Here is a 26,989-nt window from a genome sequence, read left to right on the forward strand (position 1 = left end):
CGTACGGAGCGACGATGGAGCGGTCACGACCGTTCCCGACCCTGAAAGCAGGGGGTAAGCCGACCGACGAGACCTAGGAGCGATGTGTCCGCCCAGAGCACGCCGGAGCCCGTCATACCCGAGCCGGACGGAAGCGCACCCCACCAGGGCAGGGGACGGCGCCGCAAGGGTCCCAGCAAGGGCCGCAAGGCTCTGCGCGTCATGGCCTGGACCGCCGCGGGGGTGGTCGTCCTGGGCGGCACCGGCGCCGGGTACGTGTACTTCAAGCTCAACGGCAACCTCAAGAGCGTCGACATCAACCAGGCCCTCGGCGCCGACCGGCCCACGAAGATCGACAACGGCTCCCAGAACATCCTGGTCCTCGGCTCGGACAGCCGTTCCGGCTCCAACAAGAAGCTCGGCGGCGGCACCGACGACGGCAGTGCCCGCTCCGACACGGCGATGATCGTCCACGTCTACAAGGGCCACAAGAAGGCCGACGTGGTCTCCATCCCCCGGGACACCCTGGTCGACCGTCCCGCCTGCACGGACACCGGCGGCACCACCCACCCGGCCGCGACCGGCGTGATGTTCAACGAGTCCTACTCCACCGGCGGCGCGGCCTGCGCCGTGAAGACCGTCGAGTCCCTCACCGGCATCCGCATGGACCACTACCTGGAGGTCGACTTCGAGGGCTTCCAGAAGCTCATCGACGACCTCGGCGGCGTCCCGGTGACGACCACGAAGAACATCGACGACCCGCAGAGCCACCTGAGCCTCCAGGCCGGCGCCCACACCCTGAACGGCCGGCAGGCCCTCGGTCTGGTCCGCACCCGGCACGGCGTCGGCGACGGCTCCGACCTGGGCCGTATCCAGCTCCAGCAGGCCTTCGTCAAGGCGCTGATCAACCAGGTCGAGCACGTCGGGATCTTCACCAGCCCCAAGAAGCTGTACGATCTCGCCGACACCGCCACCAAGACCGTCACCACCGACTCCGACCTGGACTCGGTCAACTCCCTGATGGACTTCGCGGACGGCCTCAAGGGCATCGGCGCCAAGAAGATGACCATGGTCACCATGCCGGTCCAGTACGACCCGGCCAACCCCAACCGCGTGGTCATGCAGACCACCAAGGCCCAGCTGGTGTGGGACGCGCTCAAGCACGACCGGCCCATTCCGAGGTCGGCGACCGAGGGCACGGCCATGGGCGAGGCCAAGGGCGTGGTGAGTTCCTAGCTGCGGCTTCCCGGGGGCGACCACCTCGGGGAATAGATGACAGTCGCCCCCGGTTTTGGGGGATGGCGCCAGTCCTGGCAGACTGGTACGTCGGCTCCGGTTCACGCTCCCGCACCCCGCGGGCGGCGACCCGGCGCCCTCCCGAAACCTAGGAGACACCTTGAAGCGCGACATCCACCCCGAGTACGTCGAGACGCAGGTCAGCTGCACCTGCGGCGCGTCGTTCACCGCCCGTAGCACCATCGAGTCCGGCACCATCCGGGCCGAGGTCTGCTCCGAGTGCCACCCGTTCTACACGGGCAAGCAGAAGATCCTCGACACCGGTGGCCGTGTGGCCCGCTTCGAGGCCCGCTTCGGCAAGGCTGCCGCCGGCTCCAAGAAGTAGCGAGCCCCCATTCGCCGGTCCACGGCCACACCCCCGCCGGGTGTGCCCGGGACCGGCGTTTTTGGTCGCCCGCCCTTCCCTTCACCGCTGTACAGGAGCCGAAAGATGTTCGAGGCCGTCGAGGAACTCGTCGCCGAGCACGCCGATCTGGAGAAGAAGCTCGCCGACCCGTCGGTCCACGCCGACCAGGCGAACGCGCGCAAGCTGAACAAGCGCTATGCCGAGCTGACCCCGATCGTCGCCACGTACCGCTCCTGGAAGCAGTCCGGCGACGACATGGAGACGGCCCGTGAGCTGGCCGCCGACGATCCCGACTTCGCCGCCGAGGTCAAGGAGCTGGACAAGCAGCGCGAGGAGCTGACCGAGAAGCTGCGCCTGCTGCTGGTCCCGCGCGACCCGAGTGACGACAAGGACGTCATTCTGGAGATCAAGGCGGGCGCGGGCGGTGACGAGTCGGCGCTGTTCGCCGGCGACCTGCTGCGCATGTACCTGCGCTACGCCGAGCGCGTCGGCTGGAAGACCGAGATCATCGACGCCACCGAGTCCGAGCTGGGCGGCTACAAGGACGTCCAGGTCGCCGTGAAGACCAAGGGCGGCCAGGGCGCCACCGAGCCCGGCCAGGGCGTGTGGGCCCGGCTGAAGTACGAGGGTGGTGTGCACCGCGTGCAGCGCGTGCCGGCCACCGAGTCCCAGGGCCGTATCCACACCTCCGCCGCCGGTGTCCTCGTGACCCCCGAGGCCGAGGAGGTGGACGTGGAGATCAACCCGAACGACCTCCGCATCGATGTCTACCGCTCCTCCGGGCCGGGCGGTCAGTCCGTCAACACCACCGACTCCGCCGTGCGCATCACGCACCTGCCGACCGGGGTCGTCGCCTCCTGCCAGAACGAGAAGAGCCAGCTGCAGAACAAGGAGCAGGCCCTGCGTATCCTGCGCTCCAGGCTGCTCGCCGCGGCGCAGGAGGAGGCCGAGCGGGAGGCCGCCGACGCCCGCCGCAGCCAGGTCCGCACCGTCGACCGCTCCGAGAAGATCCGCACCTACAACTTCCCGGAGAACCGCATCTCGGACCACCGCGTCGGCTTCAAGTCGTACAACCTGGACCAGGTCCTGGACGGCGACCTCGACGCGGTGATCCAGGCCTGCGTCGACGCCGACTCGGCGGCGAAGCTCGCCGCCGCGTAAGACACGTACGCACGTACGGGCACGACACGTACGGGCACGACACGGAGGACTCGCGTGAACCTGCTGCTCGCAGAGGTGGCCCAGGCCACCCAGCGGCTGGCCGACGCCGGCGTGCCCTCGCCGCGCAACGACGCGGAGGAGCTGGCCGCGTTCGTGCACGGCGTGAAGCGCGGCGCACTGCACTCCGTGAAGGACGCCGACTTCGACGCCCGGTACTGGGAGGTCATCGCCCGGCGCGAACAGCGCGAGCCGCTGCAGCACATCACCGGGCGGGCCTACTTCCGGTACCTGGAACTCCAGGTCGGGCCGGGGGTGTTCGTGCCCCGGCCGGAGACCGAGTCCGTGGTCGGCTGGGCCATAGACGCCGTGCGCGCCATGGACGTCGTCGAGCCGTGCATCGTCGACCTGTGCACCGGCTCCGGCGCCATCGCGCTCGCCCTCGCCCAGGAGGTGCCGCGCTCGCGGGTGCACGCCGTGGAGCTGTCCGAGGACGCCCTGGTGTGGACCCGCAAGAACGTGGCGGGCTCCAGGGTCGACCTGCGCCAGGGCAACGCCCTGGAGGCCTTCCCCGACCTCGACGGCCAGGTGGACCTGGTGATCTCCAACCCGCCGTACATCCCGCTCACCGAGTGGGAGTACGTCGCCCCCGAGGCCCGTGACTACGACCCTGAGCTGGCGTTGTTCTCCGGCGAGGACGGCCTCGACCTGATCCGTGGCATCGAACGCACCGCACACCGGCTGCTGCGCCCCGGCGGCGTCGTCGTGATCGAGCACGCCGACACCCAGGGCGGCCAGGTGCCGTGGATCTTCACCGAGGAGCGGGGCTGGGCCGACGCGGCCGACCACCCCGACCTCAACAACCGCCCCCGGTTCGCGACCGCCCGCAAGGCGCTGCCGTGAGCACCCACCAGGCAGTCTTTTCCGAAGTCCCGCAGTACGTGTACGAGGAGGCCCGCTAGACATGGCACGGCGATACGACACCAACGACGCGACCGACCGCGCGACGGGTCTGCGCGAGGCCGCGTCCGCCGTCCGCCGGGGCGAGCTGGTGGTGCTGCCGACCGACACGGTGTACGGCATCGGTGCCGACGCGTTCTCCTCGGAGGCCGTCGCCGACCTGCTCGCCGCCAAGGGCCGGGGCCGCAATATGCCCACCCCTGTCCTCATCGGCTCCCCGAACACCCTGCACGGCCTTGTCACGGACTTCTCCGAGATGGCCTGGGAACTGGTCGACGCGTTCTGGCCGGGCGCCCTCACGCTCGTCGCCAAGCACCAGCCGTCGCTGCAGTGGGACCTCGGCGACACCCGGGGCACGGTGGCCGTCCGCATGCCGCTGCACCCGGTCGCGATCGAGCTGCTCACCGAGGTCGGCCCGATGGCGGTGTCGTCGGCGAACCTCACCGGGCACCCGGCGCCGGAGGACTGCGACGCCGCCCAGGAGATGCTCGGCGACTCCGTCTCCGTCTACCTCGACGGCGGCCCGACCCCCGGTATCGTGCCGTCGTCGATCGTGGACGTCAGCCGTTCCGTGCCCGTGCTGCTGCGCGAGGGTGCCCTGTCCGCCGAGGAGCTGCGCAAGGTGGTACCCGACCTCGAGGTGGCGAATTGACGGCCCCTGAAGCGGGGCGTGGCATAGGCATCGGGGAGCGTGTCGCGGAGGAGACGACGACCTTCGGATTTCCGCGCGACACCTTCCGCATCCTCCACGTCAGCACCGGCAACGTGTGCCGCTCGCCCATCACCGAGCGGCTGACCCGCCATTTCGTCGCGGAGCGGCTCGGCATGCTCGGCGGCGGTCTGATCGTGGAGAGCGCGGGCACCTGGGGCCACGAGGGCGCGCCGATGGAGGCCAACGCGGAGACCGTGCTGGCCGAGTTCGGCGCGGACGCCACCGGCTTCGTCGGCCGGGAGCTGCTGGACGAGCACGTCATCAGGGCCGACCTCGTGCTCACGGCCACCCGCGACCACCGCGCCCAGGTCATCTCCATGGGCCACTCGGCGGGACTGCGCACCTTCACCCTGAAGGAGTTCACCCGCCTGGTCCGCGCGATAGACCCCGCCACGCTGCCGCCCCTGGAGGACGGCGTGGTGATGCGCGCCCGCGCCCTGGTCCGCGCGGCGGCGGCGCTGCGCGGCTGGCTGCTCGCGCCCACGGCGGAGGCGGACGAGGTCTACGACCCGTACGGCGCCCCGCTGACGTTCTTCCGGTCGGTCGGGGGCGAGATACACCAGGCGCTGGATCCGGTGGTGACGGCGCTGACCGGCGTAGCCGCCCGGGCATAAGGCGCATATCCCGGTGCGGTGGTCGCGCGTGCGGCGCGGGCCCGGCCTACATTGGGGATACGTCACCGTCGACCGCCCGGGAGCCCGCCATGTCGGTCACCCCTACCCTCTCGACCGATGTCCTGCGGCGGCAGGACCCCGAGCTGGCCGAGATCCTGCTGGGTGAGCTGCGACGGCAGTCGACCTCACTGCAGTTGATCGCCGCCGAGAACTTCACCTCGCCCGCCGTGCTGGCCGCACTGGGCTCGCCGCTCGCCAACAAGTACGCCGAGGGCTATCCCGGCGCCCGGTACCACGGCGGCTGCGAACTGGTCGACGTCGCCGAGCGGCTCGCCGTGGAGCGGGCCAAGGCGCTGTTCGGCGCCGCGCACGCCAACGTCCAGGCCCACTCGGGCTCCTCTGCCGTCCTGGCCGCCTACGCCGCCCTGCTGCGCCCCGGCGACACCGTCCTCGCCCTCGGCCTGCACTACGGCGGCCACCTCACCCACGGCTCGCCCGCGAACTTCTCGGGCCGCTGGTTCGACTTCGTGGGGTACGGGGTGGACGCGGAGACCGGTCTCATCGACCACGACCAGGTCCGGCATCTGGCGCGCAACCACCGGCCCAAGGCGATCGGTGTGCGGCTCCATCGCCTATCCCCGGCACGTCGACTACGCCTTCTTCCGCGAGGTCGCCGACGAGGTCGGGGCCTATCTGATCGTCGACGCCGCGCATCCGATCGGGCTGGTCGCCGGGGGAGCGGCGCCGAACCCGGTGCCGTACGCCGATGTCGTGTGCGCGACGACCCACAAGGTGCTGCGCGGGCCGCGCGGCGGGATGATCCTGTGCGGCTCCGCCGACCTGGCCGAGCGGATCGACCGGGCCGTGTTCCCCTTCACCCAGGGCGGCGCCCAGATGCACACCATCGCCGCCAAGGCCGTCGCGTTCGGCGAGGCGGCGACACCGGCGTTCGCCGCGTACGCCCATCAGGTGGTCGCCAATGCCCGGACCCTGGCCGGTCACCTGGCCGCCGAGGGGTTCGGCGTCACCACCGGCGGCACGGACACCCATCTGATCACCGCCGACCCCGCTCCGCTCGGCGTGGACGGCCGCACCGCGCGTGGCCGGCTCGCCGCCTCCGGGCTCGTCCTGGACTGCTGTGTGCTGCCGCACGGCGACGGCCGGGGCCTGCGCCTGGGCACGGCCGCGGTGACCACGCAGGGCATGGGGGAGAAGGAGATGGTGCGGATCGGCGCCATGATGACGGCCGTGCTGCGCGGTGTGACCGAACCGGCTCGGGCCCGGGAGGACGTGCGCGAACTGACAGGTGATTTTCCGCCGTATCCGGGCTGAACAGGGACAGGAGATGCCCCGACCACCCTGATGCCGACCGTGCTCCACAGCTACCCGTGCAACCATCGTGGCTACCCGGAAGTCCCCATCCATATACGTCCATCGCTAGGGTGTGGGGCTGTGATGGCCAGCGAGACCTGTGGGGAAGCCTGTGCGTGAATACCTGCTGACGCTCTGCATCACGGCCGCGGTGACGTACCTGCTGACAGGGCCGGTGCGGAAGTTCGCGATCGTGGCCGGGGCGATGCCGGAGATCCGGGCCCGTGACGTGCACCGGGAGCCCACTCCGCGTCTCGGCGGTATCGCCATGTTCTTCGGCCTGTGCGCGGGGCTGCTGGTCGCCGACCACCTGACGAACCTCAACGAGGTCTTCGCGAAGTCGAACGAGCCGCGGGCGCTGCTCTCCGGCGCCGCCCTGATCTGGCTGATCGGCGTCCTGGACGACAAGTTCGAGATCGACGCGCTGATCAAGCTGGGCGGCCAGATGATCGCCGCGGGCGTGATGGTCATGCAGGGTCTGACGATCCTGTGGCTGCCCATCCCGGGCGTCGGCAATGTGGCGCTGACCCAGTGGCAGGGCACTTTGCTGACCGTCGCACTGGTCGTGATCACGATCAACGCCGTGAACTTCGTGGACGGTCTGGACGGCCTGGCGGCCGGCATGGTCTGCATCGCGGCGGCGGCGTTCTTCCTGTACTCGTACCGGATCTGGTACTCGTACGGCATCGAGGCCGCCGCCCCGGCGACGCTGTTCGCGGCGATCCTCATGGGTATGTGCCTGGGCTTCCTGCCGCACAACATGCATCCCGCGCGGATCTTCATGGGCGACTCGGGCTCGATGCTGATCGGCCTGGTGCTGGCGGCGGGCGCGATCTCGATCACGGGCCAGGTGGACCCGGACGCGCTCGCGCTGTTCACGGGTTCGGAGAAGGCGGCGGTGCACCAGACGGTGCCGGTCTACATCCCGCTGCTGCTCCCGCTGACGATCATCGCGGTGCCGGCCGCGGACCTGGTCCTCGCGATCGTGCGCCGTACCTGGCGCGGTCAGTCGCCGTTCGCCGCCGACCGCGGGCATCTGCACCACCGGCTCCTGGAGATCGGCCACTCGCACAGCCGGGCCGTGCTGATCATGTACTTCTGGTCGGCCCTGATCGCCTTCGGCGCGCTGGCGTACTCGGTCAACTCGGCGTCCATGTGGATCGTGCTCGGCATCGTCTTCCTCAGCGCGGTCGGGCTGGTCCTGCTGCTGCTCCCGCGCTTCACCCCGCGCGTGCCGGTGTGGGCGCAACGGTTCGTGCCGCCGCGCTACCGGCGGCGCCGCGCGGCCGAGGCGGCTCGGGCCGCTGTGGCCCCCGAGGCCGCCGAGGCGGGGGAGACCGCGGGACGGGCGCCGGTCGCGGCGGGGATCTCGGGCGTCAACGGGGCGACGGCCATTGGCCCCCGATCGCGTTTTGTTGATCGTCACTGAGACGAACAAGGTAAGAATCTGACTAGAGCATTGCCAACTCGTGGGGGAGCAAAGTCCCCTAATACCAGACAAGTGGGCACGGCAATTGCACAGACGCGCACTGTCACTCTCATGTGTGACAGCAAGCACACCTAGCAGGTAAAGACCTCATCAAATAGTTTGTGATACGGTTCACGAGAACCCCGGATAGAACCGAAGGACCGTAGTGCGACGGTCCATTGGTGTGAGGTCTCGATCACTCAGCCCGGGACTACGCTCGTCCATGACGACACCCTGCCCCCTTGTGAAAGCGGAGTTGCCGCCATGCCGTCCAAAGACGCCCGGAACCTTCTGCGGATCGCTGTGCCCACAGCGGCTGCAGGCGCGATCGCTGTCGCCGTGAGCGCCGCGGTCGCGGGGGGCAAGGGTGCGCTCGGCGCGGCCGTCGGCACGGTGCTGGCCGTCCTGTTCATGGGAGTCGGCCTCTACGTGCTGCAGTGGACGGCAAAAACGCTCCCGCAGCTGTTCCAGATGATGGGCCTGTTGCTCTACGTCGCCCAGCTGCTGCTCCTCCTGATCTTCGTCGCTGTTTTCAAGGACACCTCCCTCTTCAACCCGAAGACGTTCGCCGTGTCGCTCGTCGTCTCGACCGTCGTGTGGATGGCCGCGCAGGCTCGCGCACACATGAAGGCCAAGATCTTCTACGTCGACCCGGACTCCGAGAAGAGCGAGAAGCCCGAGAAGACAGGGCCGTCGTCGTGAGGGGTAGGGGCGGGATAAAGGCTTGTGAGATCTCCTGCTATCGTCCGGTGCCAACTGCGGCATCGCGGGCGCGGGCATCTGAGCTGACGCCTGCTCAATGGCGAGGCTCGAGGGCCCCCAGCCGCCCCCACATCCGTAACACCAGTCCGGTGCCGATCCGCGGCCGTGTGCCGCGCCGACACAACGAGGTTGCCGTACCCATGCGTCATGCCGAAGGAGCCCGCGGTGAGTGCTGACCAGACCCAGCTCGCCTTTGACTGGAGTTGTCGGGTCATGTCCGACAACGGGTGCGGCTTCCCGGCCCCGGGCCTCAACTCCTTCCTGTTCAAGCCGCTCTTCACGGTCGGCGGCTTCGAGTTCAACAAGGTGATGCTGCTCGCGCTCGTCACCACGCTGGTCATCGTCGTCTTCTTCTCGGCCGCCTTCGGCAAGGCCAGGGTCGTCCCGGGCAAGCTGCAGATGATCGGCGAGGCCGGCTACGACTTCGTGCGCCGCGGCATCGTCTACGAGACGCTCGGCAAGCGCGAGGGCGAGAAGTGGGTGCCGCTCATGGTCTCCCTCTTCTTCTTCGTCTGGCTCATGAACGTCTGGTCCGTGATCCCGCTGGCACAGTTCCCGGTGTCCTCGGTCATCGCGTTCCCGATGGTGCTGGCCGCGATCGTCTACATCACCTGGGTCGCGCTCACCTTCAAGAAGCACGGCTTCGTCGGCTTCTTCAAGAACGTCACGGGCTACGACAAGTCGCTCGGCGCCGTCCTGCCGCTGGTCATGCTCATCGAGTTCTTCTCGAACCTGCTGGTCCGCCCGTTCACGCACGCGGTGCGACTCTTCGCCAACATGTTCGCCGGTCACCTGATGCTGGTCATGTTCACCGTGGCCTCCTGGTACCTGCTCAACAGCTGGCTGGTCGTGGGCGCCGGCGTCTCCTTCGTGATGACGATGGCCATGATCCTCTTCGAGCTCTTCGTCCAGGCCGTCCAGGCGTACGTCTTCGTGCTGCTGGCCTGCTCCTACATTCAGGGCGCTCTCGCCGAGCACCACTGAGCCGTACCACCCCGCCAACCCCCAGACGTCCGGTGGCCAACCCCCACCGGTCCATGAAAGAGAAGGAAGAACCGGCATGTCCGCTGCTCTTGAGACCCTCGCCGCCACCGCTGGTGTCCACGGCTCCGTCGGCTCGATCGGCTACGGCCTCGCTGCGATCGGCCCCGGCATCGGCGTCGGCATCATCTTCGGTAACGGCACCCAGGCCCTGGCCCGCCAGCCCGAGGCCGCCGGTCTGATCCGTGCCAACCAGATCCTGGGCTTCGCCTTCTGTGAGGCGCTCGCCCTCATCGGCATCGTTATGCCGTTCGTGTTCGGTAAGTAATCACCCCTTACCCGACACGAAACGACGAAAGGCACTGATGTGATCGCCAACCTGGCACAGCTGGCGGCCTCCGAGACCGAGCAGAACCCGCTCGTCCCGGCCGGCCCCGAGCTGCTCATCGGCACCATCGCCTTCGCCATCGTGTTCTTCTTCTTCTGGAAGAAGCTGCTTCCGAACATCAACAAGGTTCTGGAGGAGCGCCGCGCGGCGATCGAAGGCGGTATCGAAGAGGCCGACGCCATGAAGGTCGAGGCCCAGGGCGTCCTTGAGCAGTACAAGGCTCAGCTCGCCGAGGCCCGGCACGAGGCCGCGCGCCTGCGCCAGGAGGCGCAGGAGCAGGGTGCCGCGCTCATCGCCGAGATGCGGGCCGAGGGCCAGCGGCAGCGCGAGGAGATCGTCGCCGCCGGTCACACCCAGATCGAGGCCGACCGCAAGGCTGCCGCGCAGACGCTTCGCCAGGACGTGGGCAAGCTCGCCACCGAACTGGCCGGCAAGCTCGTCGGCGAGTCCCTCGAGGACCACGCCCGCCAGAGCCGTGTGATCGACCGCTTCCTCGACGAGCTCGAGGAGAAGGCCGAGGCCACGCGATGAACGGAGCGAGCCGCGAGGCCCTGGCTGCCGCACGTGAGCGTCTCGACGCGCTGACGGACTCCACGTCCGTGGATGCCGCATCGCTCGCCGACGAGCTGACGGCCGTCACCGCGCTGCTCGACCGCGAGGCCGGCCTGCGCCGGGTCCTCACCGACCCGGCGCAGCAGGCGGAGGCCAAGACGGAGCTGGTCCAGCGTCTGATCGGCGGCCAGGTCAGCGGTCCCACCGCCGACCTGGTGTCCGGGATGGCCCGCGCCCGCTGGTCGCAGCCCCGCGACCTGGTCGACGCGCTGGAGGAACTGGCCGACATCGCCGACCTCACCGCGGCGGAGAAGCGGGGCAACCTCGACGAGGTCGAGGACGAGCTGTTCCGGTTCGGCCGGATCGTCGCCTCGAGCACGGACCTGCGCGCCGCGCTGACCGACCGGACCGCCACCGGCCAGGCCAAGACCGAGCTGCTGCACCGGCTGCTGGGCGGACGGGCCAAGCCCGCCACCGAGCGCCTGGTCGCGCGCCTGGTGACGGTGCCGCGTGGACGTAGCCTGGAAGCGGGACTGGAGTCCCTGTCCAAGCTGGCTGCCGAGCGCCGGGACCGCATGGTCGCCGTCGTCACCTCGGCGGTGCCGCTGAGCGACGGCCAGAAGCAGCGCCTCGGCGCCGCCCTCGCCAAGCTCTACGGCCGGCGGATGCACCTCAACCTGGACGTGGACCCCGAGGTCGTCGGCGGTATCCGGGTGCGGGTCGGTGACGAGGTCATCAACGGTTCGATCGCGGACCGGCTGGACGACGCCGCCCGCCGCATGGCGAGCTAGCAGCAACTCGATACGTCGAGAACAGCAGTACGTACTTACGGCCCTGGTTGGGCCGTGCAGAGGATTCACCTCTTTCAGGGGGGAGTCCCCATCCCCCCCAAGTGAAACTTCGGGCCCAACAAGGAGAGCAGGGAACCCAGATGGCGGAGCTCACGATCCGGCCGGAGGAGATCCGGGACGCGCTGGAGAACTTTGTCCAGTCGTACAAGCCGGACGCGGCCTCGCGCGAGGAGGTCGGTACGGTCACCCTTGCCGGCGACGGCATCGCGAAGATCGAGGGTCTTCCCTCGGCCATGGCCAACGAACTGCTGAAGTTCGAGGACGGCACCCTCGGCCTCGCCCTCAACCTCGAGGAGCGCGAGATCGGTGCCATCGTCCTCGGTGAGTTCAGCGGCATCGAGGAGGGTCAGCCGGTGCAGCGCACCGGTGAGGTCCTCTCCGTCGCGGTCGGCGAGGGCTACCTCGGCCGCGTTGTCGACCCGCTCGGCAACCCGATCGACGGCCTCGGCGAGATCGAGACGTCCGGCCGCCGTGCCCTTGAGCTGCAGGCCCCCACGGTCATGCAGCGCAAGTCGGTGCACGAGCCGATGGAGACGGGCTACAAGGCCGTCGACGCGATGACCCCGATCGGCCGCGGTCAGCGTCAGCTGATCATCGGTGACCGCCAGACCGGCAAGACCGCCCTGGCCGTCGACACGATCATCAACCAGCGTGACAACTGGCGCACCGGCGACCCGAAGAAGCAGGTCCGCTGCATCTACGTCGCCATCGGCCAGAAGGGCTCCACCATCGCCGGCGTGCGCCGCGCGCTGGAGGAGAACGGCGCCCTGGAGTACACGACCATCGTCGCCGCCCCGGCGTCCGACCCGGCCGGCTTCAAGTACCTTGCGCCGTACACCGGTTCGGCCATCGGCCAGCAGTGGATGTACGAGGGCAAGCACGTCCTCATCATCTTCGACGACCTCTCGAAGCAGGCCGACGCCTACCGCGCCGTGTCCCTGCTGCTGCGCCGCCCGCCGGGCCGTGAGGCCTACCCGGGTGACGTCTTCTACCTGCACTCCCGTCTGCTGGAGCGCTGTGCCAAGCTCTCCGACGACATGGGCGCCGGCTCGATGACCGGTCTGCCGATCGTCGAGACCAAGGCCAACGACGTGTCGGCGTTCATCCCGACCAACGTCATCTCCATCACCGACGGCCAGTGCTTCCTGGAGTCGGACCTGTTCAACGCCGGTCAGCGCCCCGCGCTGAACGTCGGTATCTCCGTCTCCCGAGTCGGTGGTTCCGCGCAGCACAAGGCGATGCGCCAGGTCTCCGGCCGCCTCCGTGTGGACCTCGCCCAGTTCCGTGAGCTGGAGGCGTTCGCCGCCTTCGGTTCCGACCTGGACGCGGCCTCCAAGGCGCAGCTTGAGCGCGGTTCGCGCATGGTCGAGCTGCTCAAGCAGGACCAGTACCAGCCGATGGCCACCGAGGACCAGGTCGTCTCCGTCTGGGCCGGCACCAACGGCCGTATGGACGACGTCCCGGTCGCGGACATCCGTCGCTTCGAGAAGGAACTGATCGACTTCCTGCACCGGAAGCACCAGGGCCTGATGACCTCCATCAAGGAGGGCGCCAAGATGTCGAACGACACCATCCAGGCGATCGACGACGCCGTCGCGGAGTTCAAGAAGCAGTTCGAGACCTCGGACGGCAAGCTGCTCGGCGAGGACGTTCCTGCCGCTGCCGCCAAGTGACGTAAGGAAGGGACCTGACTCATGGGAGCCCAGCTCCGGGTCTACAAGCGTCGCATCCGATCCGTCAGCGCGACCAAGAAGATCACCAAGGCGATGGAGATGATCGCCGCCTCGCGCGTCGTCAAGGCGCAGCGCAAGGTGGCGGCCTCCACGCCGTACGCGACCGAGCTGACGCGCGCGGTCACGGCGGTCGGCACCGGTTCGAACACCAAGCACCCGCTCACCACGGAGACGGAGAACCCGGCCCGTGCCGCGGTCCTGCTCCTCACGAGCGACCGGGGTCTGGCCGGTGCCTTCAACTCCAACGCCATCAAGGCGGCGGAGCAGCTGACCGAGCGCCTGGAGCGCGACGGCAAGCAGGTGGACACGTACATCGTCGGCCGCCGTGGTGTCGCCCACTACAACTTCCGTGAGCGCAAGATCTCGGAGTCGTGGACGGGCTTCACGGACGAACCGTCGTACGCGGACGCCAAGAAGGTCGCGGCACCCCTGATCGAGGCCATCGAGAAGGACACGGCCGCGGGCGGCGTGGACGAACTCCACATCGTCTTCACCGAGTTCGTCTCGATGATGACGCAGACGGCGCTGGACGCCCGGCTCCTTCCGCTGCGTCTCGAAGAGGTTGCGCAGGAGGCGGTGCCCAAGGGCGAGATCCTGCCGCTGTACGACTTCGAGCCCTCGGCGGAGGACGTCCTCGACGCCCTGCTGCCGCGCTACGTGGAGAGCCGTATCTACAACGCGCTGCTCCAGTCGGCCGCTTCGAAGCACGCCGCCACGCGGCGCGCGATGAAGTCGGCCACCGACAACGCGGGCGAGCTGATCAACACGCTCTCCCGTCTTGCCAACGCGGCCCGCCAGGCCGAAATCACCCAGGAAATCAGCGAGATCGTCGGTGGCGCGAGCGCCCTGGCCGACGCGACCGCGGGGAGTGACCGATAATGACCACCACTGTTGAGACCGCGACGGCTACGGGCCGCGTCGCCCGGGTCATCGGCCCGGTCGTCGACGTGGAGTTCCCCGTCGACGCGATGCCGGACATCTACAACGCCCTGCACGTCGACGTGGCCGACCCGGCCAACGCCGGCGAGAAGAAGACGCTGACCCTGGAGGTCGCCCAGCACCTGGGTGACGGCCTGGTCCGCACCATCTCCATGCAGCCCACCGACGGTCTGGTCCGCCAGGCCCCGGTCACCGACACCGGCAACTCCATCACGGTGCCCGTCGGCGACTTCACCAAGGGCAAGGTGTTCAACACCCTCGGTGAGGTGCTGAACGTCGACGAGACGTACGACGGCGAGCGCTGGGGCATCCACCGCAAGGCCCCGAACTTCGACGAGCTCGAGTCCAAGACCGAGATGTTCGAGACGGGCGTCAAGGTCATCGACCTGCTCACCCCGTACGTCAAGGGCGGCAAGATCGGCCTGTTCGGCGGCGCCGGCGTCGGCAAGACGGTGCTCATCCAGGAGATGATCTACCGTGTCGCCAACAACCACGACGGTGTCTCGGTGTTCGCCGGTGTCGGTGAGCGCACCCGTGAGGGCAACGACCTGATCGAGGAGATGTCCGACTCGGGCGTCATCGACAAGACCGCGCTGGTCTTCGGTCAGATGGACGAGCCCCCGGGCACCCGTCTGCGTGTCGCGCTGGCCGGCCTGACCATGGCCGAGTACTTCCGTGACGTCCAGAAGCAGGACGTGCTGTTCTTCATCGACAACATCTTCCGCTTCACGCAGGCCGGTTCCGAGGTGTCGACCCTGCTCGGCCGTATGCCCTCCGCGGTGGGCTACCAGCCGAACCTGGCCGACGAGATGGGTCTCCTCCAGGAGCGCATCACCTCGACCCGCGGTCACTCGATCACCTCGATGCAGGCGATCTACGTCCCCGCGGACGACCTGACCGACCCGGCCCCGGCCACCACCTTCGCCCACCTCGACGCGACGACGGTTCTGTCCCGTCCGATCTCCGAGAAGGGCATCTACCCGGCCGTGGACCCGCTGGACTCGACGTCCCGGATCCTGGACCCGCGCTACATCGCGCAGGACCACTACAACGCGGCCATGCGCGTGAAGAACATCCTGCAGAAGTACAAGGACCTGCAGGACATCATCGCGATCCTCGGTATCGACGAGCTGGGCGAGGAGGACAAGCTCGTCGTCCACCGTGCCCGTCGTGTGGAGCGCTTCCTGTCCCAGAACACCCACGTCGCCAAGCAGTTCACCGGCGTGGACGGTTCGGACGTCCCGCTGGACGAGACGATCGCGGCGTTCAACTCGATCTGCGACGGCGAGTACGACCACTTCCCGGAGCAGGCGTTCTTCATGTGCGGTGGCATCGAGGACCTCAAGGCCAACGCCAAGGAGCTGGGCGTCTCCTGAGCCCCCGTGCTCGTGTGAGGGGGCGGGCGCGTCCCGCCCCCTCTGCCACGCCCTCTAGAATTGACCCCAACACCCGGCGCCCCTGCCGGGTGGTGACCCGAGGAGCCACCCTTGGCTGCTGAGCTGCACGTCGAGCTGGTCGCCGCGGACCGCCAGGTCTGGTCCGGCGAGGCCACCCTGGTCGTCGCGCGCACCACGTCCGGCGACATCGGCGTCATGCCCGGTCACCAGCCGCTGCTCGGTGTGCTGGAGTCGGGCCCGGTGACCATCCGTACGAGTGATGGTGGAACGGTCGTCGCCGCGGTGCACGGCGGTTTCATCTCGTTCGCGGACAACAAGCTGTCCTTGCTGGCCGAGATCGCCGAGCTGTCGGACGAGATCGATGTCCAGCGCACGGAGCGGGAGCTGGAGCGCGCGAAGGCGGAGGGCGACGCCGCCGCCGAGCGCCGCGCGGATGTCCGCCTGCGTGCGGCGGCGGCGAGCTGAGCCCATAGCTCGTCTGCCGTATGACGTCACTCAGCCGCGGTCGGCCCGGAGCAATCCGGTGCCGGTCGCGGCTGAGGCAGATGTGGGTGTTTTTTAAGTTTCATTACTCAGTAACAGAAGCAGTTCCCCTACCTAGGAGACGAGGAGGTCGGTGCCGATGGTCCTCGCTCTGACTGTGTGCGGGGTCGTGGTCGCGCTCGTGGTGGTGGGGCTGTTCCTGTTCGGGCTGCGCCGCAGACTGATCCAGCGCTCCGGCGGCACGTTCGACTGTTCGCTGCGCTGGGACGTGGCCGAGAAACCGGACAGCAGTGGCAAGGGCTGGTCCTACGGTGTCGCCCGCTACAACGGCGACCGCATCGAGTGGTACCGCGTCTTCTCCTACGGCTTCCGCCCGCGCCGCACCCTGGAGCGCGCCGCCATCGAGGTGGCCGGGCGCCGGCTGCCCGAGGGCGAGGAGGAGCTGGCGCTGCTCTCCGACGCGGTGATCCTCGCCTGCATGCATCGGGGCACGCGCCTCGAACTCGCGATGAGCGAGGACGCGCTGACCGGATTCCTCGCGTGGCTGGAGGCAGCCCCACCCGGTCAGAGAGTGAATGTGGCGTAGCCACGTTGGCTCTCCCCCGGACGAGTCCGGGGGAGAGCCAACGTCGCTCAGGACACCTGCAGGTACTACAGGTTGCTGCTGATCGCGTTCACCAGTTCACCGTCGCTGGTGTCGCCGCTGAACTCCCAGAAGAAGGCGCCGCCCAGGCCCTGGGACTTGGCCCAGCTCATCTTCCCGGCGATGGTCGACGGGGTGTCGTAGGACCACCAGTTGCTGCCGCAGTGGGCGTACGCCGTGCCCGCGACGGTGCCGGTGACCGGGCAGGACGTCTTGAGCACCTTGTAGTCCTCGATGCCCTGCTCGTACGTGCCCGCCGCCGGACCCGTGGCCGTACCGCCCGGCGCGTCCTGCGTCACACCGGTCCAGCCGCGGCCGTAGAGCCCGATGCCGATGAGCAGCTTGGACGCGGGGACGCCGACCGACTTGTACTTGGCGATCGCGTCGGCGGTGTCGAAACCGGCCTTTGGCATGCCCGAGTACGAGGTGAGCGGGGAGTGCGGGGCCGTCGGCCCCTGGGCGTCCCAGGCGCCGAAGAAGTCGTACGACATCACGTTGTACCAGTCGACGTACTGGGAGGCGCCCGCGTAGTCCGCGGCCTCGATCTTGCCGCCGGAGGTTCCGTCGGCGGTGACCGCGGCCGTGACCAGCTTGCTGCTGCCGAACTTGGCGCGCAGCGCGGCCATGACGTTCTTGAAGGCCGCCGCCCCGCTGGTGTCGCAGGACAGGCCGCAGGCGTTCGGGTACTCCCAGTCGATGTCGATGCCGTCGAACACGTCGGCCCAGCGCGGGTCGTTGACCAGGTTGTAGCAGGAGTCGGCGAACGCGGTGGGGTTGGCCGCCGCCTGGGCGAAGCCGCCGGACCAGGTCCAGCCGCCGAAGGACCACAGCACCTTGAGGTTCGGGTACTTGGCCTTCAGCTCGCGCAGCTGGTTGAAGTTGCCGGCCAGTGGCTGGTCCCAGGTGTCCGCGGCGCCGCTGACCGACTGGTCGGCGGTGAACGTCTTCTGGTAGTCGGCGTAGGCGTCACCGATCGCGCACTGGCCGTTCGTCACGTTGCCGAAGGCGTAGTTGATGTGCGTGATCTTCGCGGCCGAGCCGGACGTCACCAGGTTCTTGACGTTGTAGTTGCGGCCGTAGATGCCCCACTCGGTGAAGTAGCCGAGCTTGACCTTGTCGCTGGTGGGCGGGGGCGTGGTGCCGCCGCCGGTGGTGTGCACGGCGACCGCGCCGCTGACCGGGCCGGTCTGGTCGGCGCTGTCGCGGGCCTGCACGGTGTAGGAGTAGTCGGTGCCGGCGCTCAGGCCGGTGTCGGTGTACGAGGTCGTGGCCACCGTGGAGACGACCTTGCCGTCGCGCAGGACGTCGTAGTTCTTGACGCCCTTGTCGTCGGTGGCCGCGCCCCAGCTGAGCTGTACCGAGGTGTCGGTGACACCGGAGGCGGTGGGGGTGCCGGGTGCGCTCGGCGGGCTGTCACCGGGGACCGTCGCGCCGTCGCAACTGCCTCCGTTCAGCGTGCAGTTGGACGGGGCGCCGGGGCCCGCGCCGTTGAAGCCGAAGGAGACCGAGGCGCCCGGGGCGAGGGTGCCGTTGTAGGACTTGTTCTTCGCCGTCCAGTGGTTGCCGGAACTGGTGACGTCCGCGTCCCAGGCGGAGGTGACGGACGTTCCGGAGGGGAAGTCCCACTCGACGGTCCAGGAACTGATGCTGCTGCTACCGGTGTTCTTGATGGTCCACTGGCCGCCGAAGCCGGTTCCCCAGTCGGTGGTCTTGGTGAAGCTCGCCGTCGCGTTCGTCGCGGCCTGTGCGGGGCCCGCGAGACCGACGAGACCGGCCACGGGGAGCAACAGGGTCGCGAGAGCTGCCGCGGCTCTGTGTCTGAAGCGCATGCTGCGCCTCCCTCATCTAGGAGTGGGGTGTCGTGGGCATGACTGAGCCTTCACGCTCACGGTGCTGCGAGAGTAGAAAGGTCTGGACCACGGGTCAATAGGTCTGGACCACTCGCCTCGGAGTGCCCGCTAGATCCCCAACTCCTGAGCCAGCACGGCCGCTTGGACCCGGCTGCGCAGCCCCAGCTTGGCCAGCAACCGGCTGACGTGCGTCTTCACCGTGCCCTCGGCCATGTGCAGCCGCTCGGCGATCCCGGCGTTCGACAGGCCCTCGCCGATGCAGGACAGCACCTCGCGCTCGCGCGGGGTCAGCCCCTCCAGCACCGTTGGATCGGCCTTCGGCCCGCGCACCGGCGTGGCGGCGAACTCGGTGATCAGCCGCCGGGTGACCGCCGGGGCGACGATCCCCTCACCGCGCGCCACCGTGCGTACCGCCTCCAGCAGATCGCGCGCCTCGGTGTTCTTCAGCAGGAACCCGGCCGCTCCCGCCCTGAGCGCCCCGAACACATACGCGTCCAGGTCGAAGGTGGTCAGCACGAGCACGTCCGCGAGCCCCTCCGCGACGATCTGCCGGGTCGCCGACACGCCGTCCAGACGCGGCATCTGCACGTCCATCAGGACGATGTCCGGCCGCAGTTCCCGGGCCAGCTCCACCGCCTGCTCGCCGTCCGCCGCCTCCCCGGTCACCTCGATGTCGGGTGCGCTGCGCAGGATCAGCACGAGCCCGGCGCGGACGGCGGACTGGTCCTCGGCGACGAGGACCCGGATGGCGGGGGTCATGCGGAATCTCCTTGGTCGAGCGGAAGAGCGGCGCACACGGCCCACCGGGCGCCCTCGGACCTGGGTTCGGGCCCGGCCTCGAAGCTGCCGCCGAGCAGCGCGGCCCGCTCCCCCATCCCGGCGAGCCCGGCGCCCGAACCGGGTGCGCGCGGGCTGTCGCCGGGCCGGTACGGGCTGGTCACCCGGATGCGCAGGGTGCCGTCCTGCTGCCGCAGGGTGACCCGGACCTCTCCCTCGGCCGCGTGCTTGAGTGCGTTGGTCAGCGACTCCTGCACGATCCGGTAGGCGGCCAGCTCGACCGGCGCCGGCACCCGGTCGTGGCCGTCCTCGAGCAGGACCTCCAGCCCGTTGGCGCGGGCGCTGTCGACCAGGGCGGCCAGGCCGTCGAGCGTCGGTGTCGCGGCCGGTTCCCGGTCGCCGCTGCTGTCCCGCAGGATACCGATCAGCCGGCGCATCTCGGCCAGCCCCTCCACGCTGTTCTCGCGGATCACGACGAGGGCGTCCCGGGAGGTCTGCGGATCGTCGAGCGAGAGCGCGGCCGTGGAGTGAATGGCGATCGCCGACAGATGGTTGGCGACCATGTCGTGCAACTCCCGTGCCATCCGGGCCCGTTCGGCGGTCACCGCCTGTGCCCGGTCCATCTCCGCCAGCAGCGCGGTCTGTTCGGCGCGCAGCCGGGCCGTCTCGGCGGCGTCACGGTGGTTGCGCACCACCAGGCCCGTCGCCGCCGGCGCGAACGCGAGCACACCCACGCCCACGCCGATCAGCAGGCCCTGGGGATCGCGCCAGAGCGCGGCGGGCACCACACCGCCGAGCACCGTCAGCATCCCGGTGACCCAGGGGATCCGGCGGGCCGAGGCGGGGGTGCCGTACAGGACGGCCGCGTACATCAGGTCGGTGTACAGGACGAGGGTGACGACGTTGCCCAGGGTCACCGTGTCCAGGGTCAGCGCGAGCGTGCCGACCAGCAGGCCGACGCGGGGCCGGATCCGGCGCAGCGGCTCGCACAACGCGGTCGCGAGGAGCGGCAGCAGCGGGGCCCAGGACGCCTGCCACTGCACCAACGGGTCGGAGGGCACCCGGGGATGTATCCCGAGCGCCCACAGCAGCACCCCGCCCAGCAGCCCGCCCAGGGCGATGCGCAGGTCGTCACGGTGGGGGCGGGGGAGTGCGGGAGCCATGCGCCCATCCAACACGGCCGTGGACGCACCCGCCTGCTCCCCGGGAAGGGTCTCGTCCTGCAACTTTCGCTTACGGCGAGTTCGCCCGCGGTGACGACGAAACCGGGCGGCACGGCGGCCAGCCTGGTAAAGGCGACGAAAGGAGCGAGTCGTGGTCGTCGGGTTGATCATCGCGTGTGAGGTGGCGTTCTGGGTGCTGCTGGCCACCGGGCTGGCGGTCCGCTACCTGCTCAAGTGGCGCCGTACGAGCGTGGCGTTGCTGCTGTGCGAGCCGCTGCTGGAGGTCGTGCTGTTCGTCGCCACGGCCGTCGACCTCAGAAACGGCGCCCGGCCGAGCTGGGAACACGGCCTGGCCGCGCTCTACATCGGCTTCACCGTCGGCTACGGCCACTACACGATCGGCCGGCTGGACGGCCACGCGGCCCATCGCCTCGCGGGCGCACCCCGGCCCCCGAAGCCGCCCCGGTACGGGCTCGCCCGCGCCCGGTACGAGGGACGCCTGTGGCTGCGCACGCTGCTGGCCGCGGCCGTGGCCCTCGCCCTGCTCCAGGCGGCGATCTGGTACGTCGGCGACGGAACCGCCACCGGCCCGCTGCGGTCCTGGCAGTGGGGCGCACTGCGCATCGTCGCGATCCACGGTGTCATCGCCCTGACCTATCTGCTGTGGCCCAAGAAGCCCCCGGCCGGCACTGCCACCCGTGAGACGGAGGGTCGTACGCTGGCCGGGCGATGAGGAGAGCGCATGAGTGACAGGGCGGGTGGCGGCGCGGTGCTGGTCGTCGACGACGACGCGGCGATCCGGCGCTCGCTGGAGCGCGGGCTCAGGCTCGGCGGCTTCGCGGTGCGCACCGCCGCCGACGGCCCGGAGGCACTGGCCGCGATCGGGACCGCCCCGCCCGATGTCCTCGTGCTCGACGTGTCGATGCCCGGCATGAGCGGCATCGAGGTGTGCACCCGGCTGCGTGACGAGGGCCTGGACCTGCCCGTGCTGATGCTCTCCGCGCTGGACGAGACCGCCGACCGGATAGCCGGGCTCCAGGCGGGCGGCGACGACTACCTCGTCAAGCCGTTCGCCCTGCAGGAACTGGTGCTGCGGCTGCGCGCCCTGCTGCGCCGCCGCCCGCCGGCCGACAGCAGGCGTACGGAGCCGCTGCGCGCCGCGGGCCTGGTGATCGACCCGGCGGCCCGCACCGCCGAGCGCGACGGCCGCCCGCTCGAGCTGACCCGGCGCGAGTTCGAGCTGCTGGAGGTCCTCGTCCGCAACGCCGGCCTGGTCCTCACCCGCGACCAGTTGCTGGACCGGGTCTGGGGCTACGACTTCGACGTGCGCACCGACACCGTCGACACCTTCGTCAGCTACCTGCGGCGCAAACTGGAGGCGCAGGGCCGCCCCCGGCTGATCCACACGGTCCGGGGCGTCGGCTTCGTCCTGCGGGACGTGCGCGAACCGCGGGACACGCCATGAGACTCTCCGCCCGCATCGGCCTCGCCGTCGGCTGCACCGTCCCGCTGCTGGTGCTGGCCGGCGGCTGGCTGCTGCTGCACCTGGTCGGCCGCGACCTGCACCGGGCCGAGGACCAGCACCTGCGCCGGCGCGCCACGGCCGTCGCCCCGGACGCCCGCGCGCTCCTGCGGGCCGCGGCGGGCGACCACCCCAAGGCCGCCGACACCCGGGAACGGCAGCTGTTCGACGCGGCCCTCGACGTCGGCGTACGCGTGGTGGGCCCGGACACGACCTTCAGCGGCGGCCCCCAGCCCGGCCCCGCGGTGAGGCTGCCCGACCGCACCGCCGGGATCGTCACGGTGCACGGCGGCGGGCGCAGCTGGCGGGCCCTGGCCCGGCCGGTGCACGGCGGCACGGCCTCCGGCACGCTGTGGCTCTTCTCGCCCGACACCGCCGACCGCGTGCAGATCCCGCTCGTGCGCCGCCGGGTGCTCGGCACCGCGCTGCTCGCCGCACCGCTGTCAGGGCTGCTCGCCTGGGGCCTGGCCGCCGGGGCGAGCGTGCCGCTGCGCCGGCTCACCCGCCGTACCGCGGGACTCGACCCGCGCACCAGCGCGGCCCGGCTGCCCGAGGAGCGCACCGGGGTGCGGGAGGTCGACGAGCTGGCCGCCACGCTGCGCACCGTCCTCGCCCGCTACGACGAGCAGGCCGCCCGCACCGGCCAGGCGCTGGACACCGCCCGCTCCTTCTCCGCGGCGGCGGCGCACGAACTGCGCACCCCGCTGATGAGCATGGGCACCAACCTCGACATCCTCGCCGCCCACCCCGGGCTGCCGGAGCCGGACCGCAGCGAGGTGCTGGCCGACCTGGGCCGCGAACACGCCCGGCTGCAGGGACTGCTGGTGATGCTGCGGGCCCTGGGGCGTGGTGACCTGGTGGAGGCGGAGGCCTTCGGCCCCGTCGATCTCACCGAGGTCGCCGACGCGGCCGTGGCCGAGGCCAGGCGCCGCGCCCCGGACGCGGACATCACCCTGGACGCGGCGCCGGGGCTCACCGTGCACGGCTGGGAGCCGGGCCTGCGGCTGCTGCTGGACAACCTGCTGGCCAACGCCCTCGCCCACGGCCGGGACCGCGAGGGCCGGGCCGTGGTGCGGGTCGGCGTGCGGGGCCAAGCCCCGGGCGAGGTGCTGGTGACCGTGGACGATCACGGCCCGGGCGTTCCGGCCGAGGCCCGCGCCCGGATCTTCGAGCGTTTCCAGCGGGGCCCGGACAGTACGGGCTCGGGCCTCGGCCTCACCCTCGTCGCCCAGCAGGCGGCGCTGCACCGGGGGAGTGCCACGGTCACGGACGGGCCCGACGGCATCGGCGCCCGCTGTGCCGTACGGCTGCCCTCGGACGGTGGCGACCTGCCCGGCCGACGGGACTGGCTGATCGGCACAGCCGGGGCAAACCGGTCACAGAGTTTCCCCAAGGACTCCGCCTAGCGTCCGGGACGACGGAGGGCCGATGCCGGCCTTCCGGACGTGAACGGAAGTGAACGGAGAGGCACATGTACCTACGACGACGCGCGCGCACGTTCTTCGCGGGGCTCGCCGTGACGGCCGTGCTGGCGGGCACGGCGGGGACGGCAGCCGCGGCCGACAGCACCCCCGGGCCGGGCCCGACCGGCGACGGCGCGCAGGCGCTGTGCAAGCGGGTGCCCAAGCTCGACCGCCGCATCGAGCGGGCCCTCAAGCGGCTCGACGCCGGGGTCGCACGGCGCGGTTCGGTCGCCCGGCTCGAGCAGCGGGTGGACAACGCGAAGAAGGCGGGCCACACCCAGATCGCCACGTATCTCCAGGACCGGCTGAACCTCCGTAAGTCCCTGGTGACGAACCTCAAGCAGCGGCAGAAGGACCTCGTCGCCGTCTCCGCCTGGTGCAAGGACAACGGGATGGGCAAGGCCGCGGGCAACGGCGGAGCCAAGGCGGCGGGCTGATGCGGGTCCGGCACGCCGCGTTGCCCGCGGTGGCACTGCTCGTGGCGCTCACCGCGGGCTGCGCGCACCACACCGGCGCCTCCTCGGGGGCACCGGCCCCCTCCGCAACGCCCTCGGGGTACGCGCAGATGCAGCAGAAGGTGAACGCGGCCCAGTCCGCCGCCGCGGCGGCCGACCAGGACGCGACGAGCAACGCGGACCGGTGACCTGGTGGGGTGCGCTCAGCGCTCCCCACCAGGGACCCACAGCACGTCCCCGACCTCCTTGTTGGCGATCCGCGCCAGAATGAACAGCAGGTCGGACAGCCGGTTGAGGTACGTGGCCGTGAGCGGGTTCATCGTCTCGCCGTGTGCCTCCAGGGCCGCCCAGGTGGAGCGCTCGGCCCGGCGGGCGACCGTGCAGGCCTGGTGCAGGAGGGCCGCGCCGGGGGTGCCGCCCGGGAGGATGAAGGACCGCAGCTTCTCCAGCTGCTCGTTGAAGCGGTCGCAGTCCGCCTCCAGCTTGTCGACGTAGAACTGCTCGACCCTGAGCGGCGGGAACTCGGGGTTCTCCACCACCGGCGTCGACAGGTCCGCACCTACGTCGAACAGGTCGTTCTGGACGCGGGAGAGGACCTGGACGACCTCCGTGTCCAGGTTGCCCAGCGCGATCGCGGTGCCGATCGCCGCGTTGGCCTCGTTGGCGTCGGCGTAGGCGGAGATACGGAGATCCGTCTTGGGCACCCGGCTCATGTCACCGAGGTTGGTGGTGCCCTTGTCCCCGGTCCGGGTGTAGATGCGCGTCAGATTGACCATGTGACCAGCGTAGTTATGCTCCGGCCGTCCGGAACACCCGTGTGCCCACCGTCACCGCCAGTGCCGCGAAGCCGACGGCGACGAGGGCGCCGTGGAGCATGTGCGCGTCGGCGTAGTGGCCGGTGTAGGCGTCGCGCACCGCGTCCACCAGATAGCGGAACGGGACGCAGTGCGAGAGCACGTCCAGCCAGGTGGGCGCGAGGGTCATCGGGAGCATCAGGCCGGACAGCAGCATCGACGGCATCGACACCATGTTGACCAGCGGGCCGAACTCCTGCGGGGTGCGGACCTTCATCCCGAGCGCGTACGACAGCGAGGCCAGCGACAGGGTGAGCAGGGCGACGAACGCGAAGCCGATCAGGATGCCCGCGAGCGGCGCGCGCAGCCCCATCACCAGCGCGGCCAGCACCAGCAGCACGGCCTGGAAGACGAAGACCGTGGTGTCGCGCAGCACCCGGCCGAGCAGCAGGGCGAGCCGGCTGACCGGGGTCACCCGCATCCGCTCCAGTACCCCCTGCCCGTTCTCGATGATGACCGTGAATCCGGCGAACAGGGAGCCGAACAGGCCCAGTTGGAGCAGCAGGCCGGGCACGAGCACCTGCCAGGAGCTGCCGCCCCCGCCCAGCGGCAGATGCGTGAGCAGCGGGCCGTAGAAGAGGAGGTAGAGCAGCGGGGTGAGCACGCCGAAGAGCAGCGCGAAGCGGGAACGCAGGGACTGGCGCAGATAGCGGCCGTAGATGAGGGCCGTGTCGTTCAGCAGCATCTTCTCGGGATCCCTAGACGGCTACGGGGGTGGTGTCGGCCGGGGCGGGACCGCGGCCGGTGATGGCGAGGAACGTGTCCTGGAGCGTGGCGTCCAGCGAGCCGCCGTGCCGCAGCTTGAGCGCGCTCGGTGTGCCCTCGGCGGCGACCGTGCCCCGGTCGACGATCACCAGGCGGTCGGCGAGGGCGTCGGCCTCGTCCAGGCAGTGGGTGGTCAGGAACACGGTCGTGCCGTGTTCGTCGCGCAGCCGGCGCACCAGGTCCCACAGCTCGGCGCGGCCGGCAGGGTCGAGGCCGGTCGTCGGCTCGTCCAGGAAGAGGACCTCGGGGCGGTGGGTGAGGGCCATCGCGATGTCCAGGCGGCGGCGCTGGCCGCCGGACAGCGCCGCCGTCCTGCGGTCGAGGAGGTCGCCGAGGTCCAGGTCGCGGGCGAGTTCCTCGGCCCGCCCGGCCGCCTCCGCCCTGGTCAGACGGTACATCCGGCCCTGGGTGACCAGTTCCTCCCGCACGCTGATCTGCGGATCGACCCCGCCGGACTGGGCCACGTACCCGGACACCCGGCGCACCCCGGCCGGGTCGGTCGCGAGGTCGTGCCCGGCGACGGTGGCCGCGCCGCCGGTCGGCTTCAGCAGGGTGGTGAGCATCCGCAGGGTGGTCGTCTTGCCGGCGCCGTTGGGCCCGAGGAAGCCGAGGATCTCGCCCGCGCGGACGGTGAGGTCGATGCCCCGGACGGCCTCGACCGGGCCGGACTTGCTCTGGAAGGTGCGGGCGAGGCCCGCCGCACTGATGACTGATGCCATGCCCCACAGAAAAACAGAGTCTCTGAAATTTTGCAACGACACCAAGTTTTATATGTCACCAACTTTCCAGTGGGTCCAGCGAAGCTACGATGCGGGCATGGCTGAGGGACTCAGGGAACGGAAGAAGCGGCAGACCAGGCAGTACATCTCGGATGTCGCCACGGGCCTGTTCCTGGAGCGCGGCTTCGAGTCGGTGACCGTCGCGGAGATCGCCGAGGCGGCCAACGTCTCCGTCAACACGGTCTACAACTACTTTCCGGCCAAAGAGGACCTCTTCTTCGACCGCTCGGCCGGCATGGTCGACCGGCTCGCCCGCTGGATCCGCAGCCGCGACGCGGGGGAGTCTGCCGCGAGCGCCGTGCTGCGCGAGCTGCGTGAGGAGGTCCAGGCCGTCTCGCCCCGGGTCGGCCTGATGGAGGGCTACGACCGCTTCATGCGCGTCATCCACGAGGCGCCGGCGCTGCGCTCCCGGCTGTGGACCTTCCAGCAGGAGGTGCACGACAACGTCACGGCGGCCCTGCGCGAGGAGACCGGCGCCGAGCCCGGCGACCCGCTGCCCGACCTGATGGCCGGCCAGATCTGCTGGATCCACCAGTCGGTCTTCGTCACCATCAGCCGAGAGATGCTCGCCGGCCGCAGACCTGCCGAGGTCTCCCGGGAGGTGCTCGCCCTCCTCGACGACATCGAGGACCTGCTGAGCGAGCGTGTCCTCGGCTACGCGGTGCGAGCACAGACGCGTTGACGCTCCGAGCGGGAACCTTCCGGTTCCTTCGCGCGTTGCGAAGGGC

At 70.1% G+C, this 26,989-nt stretch carries 29 protein-coding genes and 1 pseudogene; 24 read left to right on the forward strand and 6 right to left on the reverse strand.

Annotated elements, in window-relative coordinates; genetic code table 11:
• Window positions 1–84 precede the first annotated feature (84 nt).
• From GQF42_RS29305 to GQF42_RS29390, 18 genes and pseudogenes are all read left to right on the forward strand, one after another.
• Complete coding sequence (locus tag GQF42_RS29305) at window positions 85–1,215, forward strand: LCP family protein (RefSeq protein WP_158924784.1); 1,131 nt, start codon at window positions 85–87, stop codon at window positions 1,213–1,215.
• A gap of 160 nt (window positions 1,216–1,375) precedes the next feature.
• Window positions 1,376–1,600, forward strand: coding sequence for a 50S ribosomal protein L31 (gene rpmE / locus GQF42_RS29310; protein ID WP_158924786.1), 225 nt, complete (start codon window positions 1,376–1,378; stop codon window positions 1,598–1,600).
• Between the two features lie 105 nt (window positions 1,601–1,705).
• Window positions 1,706–2,782: a peptide chain release factor 1 gene (prfA, locus tag GQF42_RS29315; RefSeq protein ID WP_158924788.1), complete on the forward strand. Its 1,077-nt coding sequence runs from the start codon at window positions 1,706–1,708 to the stop codon at window positions 2,780–2,782.
• A gap of 54 nt (window positions 2,783–2,836) precedes the next feature.
• Window positions 2,837–3,682, forward strand: coding sequence for a peptide chain release factor N(5)-glutamine methyltransferase (gene prmC / locus GQF42_RS29320; RefSeq protein ID WP_158924790.1), 846 nt, complete (start codon window positions 2,837–2,839; stop codon window positions 3,680–3,682).
• A gap of 61 nt (window positions 3,683–3,743) precedes the next feature.
• Window positions 3,744–4,391 carry an L-threonylcarbamoyladenylate synthase gene (locus tag GQF42_RS29325; RefSeq protein WP_158924792.1) on the forward strand — a complete coding sequence of 216 codons (648 nt, stop codon included), beginning with the start codon at window positions 3,744–3,746 and terminating at the stop codon, window positions 4,389–4,391.
• Entirely contained in the window at window positions 4,388–5,065 is a 678-nt protein-coding gene (locus GQF42_RS29330) for an arsenate reductase/protein-tyrosine-phosphatase family protein (RefSeq protein WP_158924794.1), read from the forward strand. Before GQF42_RS29325 ends, GQF42_RS29330 begins: the two co-directional genes overlap by 4 nt.
• Before the next feature lie 89 nt (window positions 5,066–5,154).
• Window positions 5,155–6,397: pseudogene (locus GQF42_RS29335) on the forward strand (serine hydroxymethyltransferase).
• A gap of 151 nt (window positions 6,398–6,548) precedes the next feature.
• On the forward strand, window positions 6,549–7,865 hold the full coding sequence (locus GQF42_RS29340; protein ID WP_158924796.1) for an MraY family glycosyltransferase: 1,317 nt from the start codon (window positions 6,549–6,551) through the stop codon (window positions 7,863–7,865).
• A 303-nt stretch (window positions 7,866–8,168) separates the two neighbouring features.
• On the forward strand, window positions 8,169–8,606 hold the full coding sequence (locus GQF42_RS29345; RefSeq protein ID WP_158924798.1) for a hypothetical protein: 438 nt from the start codon (window positions 8,169–8,171) through the stop codon (window positions 8,604–8,606).
• Between the two features lie 273 nt (window positions 8,607–8,879).
• Window positions 8,880–9,650 carry a F0F1 ATP synthase subunit A gene (gene atpB / locus GQF42_RS29350; RefSeq protein ID WP_158930729.1) on the forward strand — a complete coding sequence of 257 codons (771 nt, stop codon included), beginning with the start codon at window positions 8,880–8,882 and terminating at the stop codon, window positions 9,648–9,650.
• Window positions 9,651–9,726: 76 nt separating this feature from the next.
• Entirely contained in the window at window positions 9,727–9,975 is a 249-nt protein-coding gene (gene atpE, locus GQF42_RS29355; RefSeq protein WP_023546735.1) for an ATP synthase F0 subunit C, read from the forward strand.
• 39 nt (window positions 9,976–10,014) lie between these two features.
• Entirely contained in the window at window positions 10,015–10,566 is a 552-nt protein-coding gene (locus GQF42_RS29360) for a F0F1 ATP synthase subunit B (RefSeq protein ID WP_158924800.1), read from the forward strand.
• Window positions 10,563–11,378 (forward strand): F0F1 ATP synthase subunit delta, encoded by an 816-nt coding sequence (locus GQF42_RS29365; protein ID WP_158924802.1) that lies wholly within the window; start codon window positions 10,563–10,565, stop codon window positions 11,376–11,378. Before GQF42_RS29360 ends, GQF42_RS29365 begins: the two co-directional genes overlap by 4 nt.
• A 140-nt stretch (window positions 11,379–11,518) precedes the next feature.
• Window positions 11,519–13,111: a F0F1 ATP synthase subunit alpha gene (atpA, locus tag GQF42_RS29370; RefSeq protein WP_031171915.1), complete on the forward strand. Its 1,593-nt coding sequence runs from the start codon at window positions 11,519–11,521 to the stop codon at window positions 13,109–13,111.
• A 21-nt stretch (window positions 13,112–13,132) separates the two neighbouring features.
• A complete protein-coding gene (locus GQF42_RS29375) occupies window positions 13,133–14,050 on the forward strand; it encodes a F0F1 ATP synthase subunit gamma (RefSeq protein WP_158924804.1) in 918 nt (305 codons plus the stop codon).
• Complete coding sequence (atpD, locus tag GQF42_RS29380) at window positions 14,050–15,486, forward strand: F0F1 ATP synthase subunit beta (RefSeq protein WP_158924806.1); 1,437 nt, start codon at window positions 14,050–14,052, stop codon at window positions 15,484–15,486. Before GQF42_RS29375 ends, atpD begins: the two co-directional genes overlap by 1 nt.
• A gap of 111 nt (window positions 15,487–15,597) precedes the next feature.
• Window positions 15,598–15,972, forward strand: a complete 375-nt coding sequence (locus tag GQF42_RS29385) for a F0F1 ATP synthase subunit epsilon (protein WP_158924808.1) — start codon at window positions 15,598–15,600, stop codon at window positions 15,970–15,972.
• A 157-nt stretch (window positions 15,973–16,129) separates the two neighbouring features.
• On the forward strand, window positions 16,130–16,576 hold the full coding sequence (locus GQF42_RS29390) for a DUF2550 domain-containing protein (RefSeq protein WP_158924810.1): 447 nt from the start codon (window positions 16,130–16,132) through the stop codon (window positions 16,574–16,576).
• A gap of 65 nt (window positions 16,577–16,641) precedes the next feature.
• On the opposite strand, the gene GQF42_RS29395 is transcribed toward GQF42_RS29390, so the two are convergent.
• From GQF42_RS29395 to GQF42_RS29405, 3 genes are all read right to left on the reverse strand, one after another.
• Entirely contained in the window at window positions 16,642–18,462 is a 1,821-nt protein-coding gene (locus tag GQF42_RS29395; protein WP_158924812.1) for a glycosyl hydrolase family 18 protein, read from the reverse strand.
• A gap of 129 nt (window positions 18,463–18,591) precedes the next feature.
• Window positions 18,592–19,242 (reverse strand): response regulator, encoded by a 651-nt coding sequence (locus tag GQF42_RS29400; protein WP_158924814.1) that lies wholly within the window; start codon window positions 19,240–19,242, stop codon window positions 18,592–18,594.
• Window positions 19,239–20,423 carry a sensor histidine kinase gene (locus GQF42_RS29405; protein ID WP_158924816.1) on the reverse strand — a complete coding sequence of 395 codons (1,185 nt, stop codon included), beginning with the start codon at window positions 20,421–20,423 and terminating at the stop codon, window positions 19,239–19,241. The genes GQF42_RS29400 and GQF42_RS29405 overlap by 4 nt, the downstream gene beginning before the upstream one ends.
• A 151-nt stretch (window positions 20,424–20,574) precedes the next feature.
• On the opposite strand from GQF42_RS29405, the gene GQF42_RS29410 reads away from it, so the two are divergent.
• The 5 genes from GQF42_RS29410 to GQF42_RS29430 all read left to right on the forward strand — a co-directional run bounded on the left by GQF42_RS29410 (window position 20,575) and on the right by GQF42_RS29430 (window position 24,051).
• Entirely contained in the window at window positions 20,575–21,156 is a 582-nt protein-coding gene (locus GQF42_RS29410; protein WP_158924818.1) for a hypothetical protein, read from the forward strand.
• A 9-nt stretch (window positions 21,157–21,165) separates the two neighbouring features.
• Window positions 21,166–21,888 carry a response regulator transcription factor gene (locus tag GQF42_RS29415; RefSeq protein ID WP_158924820.1) on the forward strand — a complete coding sequence of 241 codons (723 nt, stop codon included), beginning with the start codon at window positions 21,166–21,168 and terminating at the stop codon, window positions 21,886–21,888.
• Window positions 21,885–23,351 carry a sensor histidine kinase gene (locus GQF42_RS29420; protein ID WP_158924822.1) on the forward strand — a complete coding sequence of 489 codons (1,467 nt, stop codon included), beginning with the start codon at window positions 21,885–21,887 and terminating at the stop codon, window positions 23,349–23,351. Before GQF42_RS29415 ends, GQF42_RS29420 begins: the two co-directional genes overlap by 4 nt.
• Window positions 23,352–23,416: 65 nt before the next feature.
• Window positions 23,417–23,845: a hypothetical protein gene (locus tag GQF42_RS29425; RefSeq protein WP_158924824.1), complete on the forward strand. Its 429-nt coding sequence runs from the start codon at window positions 23,417–23,419 to the stop codon at window positions 23,843–23,845.
• Window positions 23,845–24,051 carry a hypothetical protein gene (locus GQF42_RS29430; RefSeq protein ID WP_158924826.1) on the forward strand — a complete coding sequence of 69 codons (207 nt, stop codon included), beginning with the start codon at window positions 23,845–23,847 and terminating at the stop codon, window positions 24,049–24,051. Before GQF42_RS29425 ends, GQF42_RS29430 begins: the two co-directional genes overlap by 1 nt.
• Window positions 24,052–24,066: 15 nt before the next feature.
• Here GQF42_RS29430 and GQF42_RS29435 read toward each other — a convergent pair whose 3' ends face one another.
• From GQF42_RS29435 to GQF42_RS29445, 3 genes are read right to left on the reverse strand one after another with little or no spacing between them, the layout of a single operon-like run.
• Complete coding sequence (locus GQF42_RS29435; protein WP_158924827.1) at window positions 24,067–24,639, reverse strand: cob(I)yrinic acid a,c-diamide adenosyltransferase; 573 nt, start codon at window positions 24,637–24,639, stop codon at window positions 24,067–24,069.
• 13 nt (window positions 24,640–24,652) lie between these two features.
• A complete protein-coding gene (locus GQF42_RS29440) occupies window positions 24,653–25,402 on the reverse strand; it encodes an ABC transporter permease (RefSeq protein WP_158924829.1) in 750 nt (249 codons plus the stop codon).
• Between the two features lie 13 nt (window positions 25,403–25,415).
• Window positions 25,416–26,201: an ABC transporter ATP-binding protein gene (locus GQF42_RS29445; RefSeq protein WP_158924831.1), complete on the reverse strand. Its 786-nt coding sequence runs from the start codon at window positions 26,199–26,201 to the stop codon at window positions 25,416–25,418.
• A gap of 97 nt (window positions 26,202–26,298) precedes the next feature.
• Between GQF42_RS29445 and GQF42_RS29450 the strand changes: the two genes are divergently transcribed.
• Window positions 26,299–26,943 carry a TetR/AcrR family transcriptional regulator gene (locus GQF42_RS29450; protein ID WP_158924833.1) on the forward strand — a complete coding sequence of 215 codons (645 nt, stop codon included), beginning with the start codon at window positions 26,299–26,301 and terminating at the stop codon, window positions 26,941–26,943.
• Window positions 26,944–26,989: the final 46 nt, after the last annotated feature.

It is taken from the genome of Streptomyces broussonetiae, from assembly GCF_009796285.1.
In the GTDB taxonomy this organism is placed as follows: Bacteria; Actinomycetota; Actinomycetes; order Streptomycetales; family Streptomycetaceae; genus Streptomyces; species Streptomyces broussonetiae.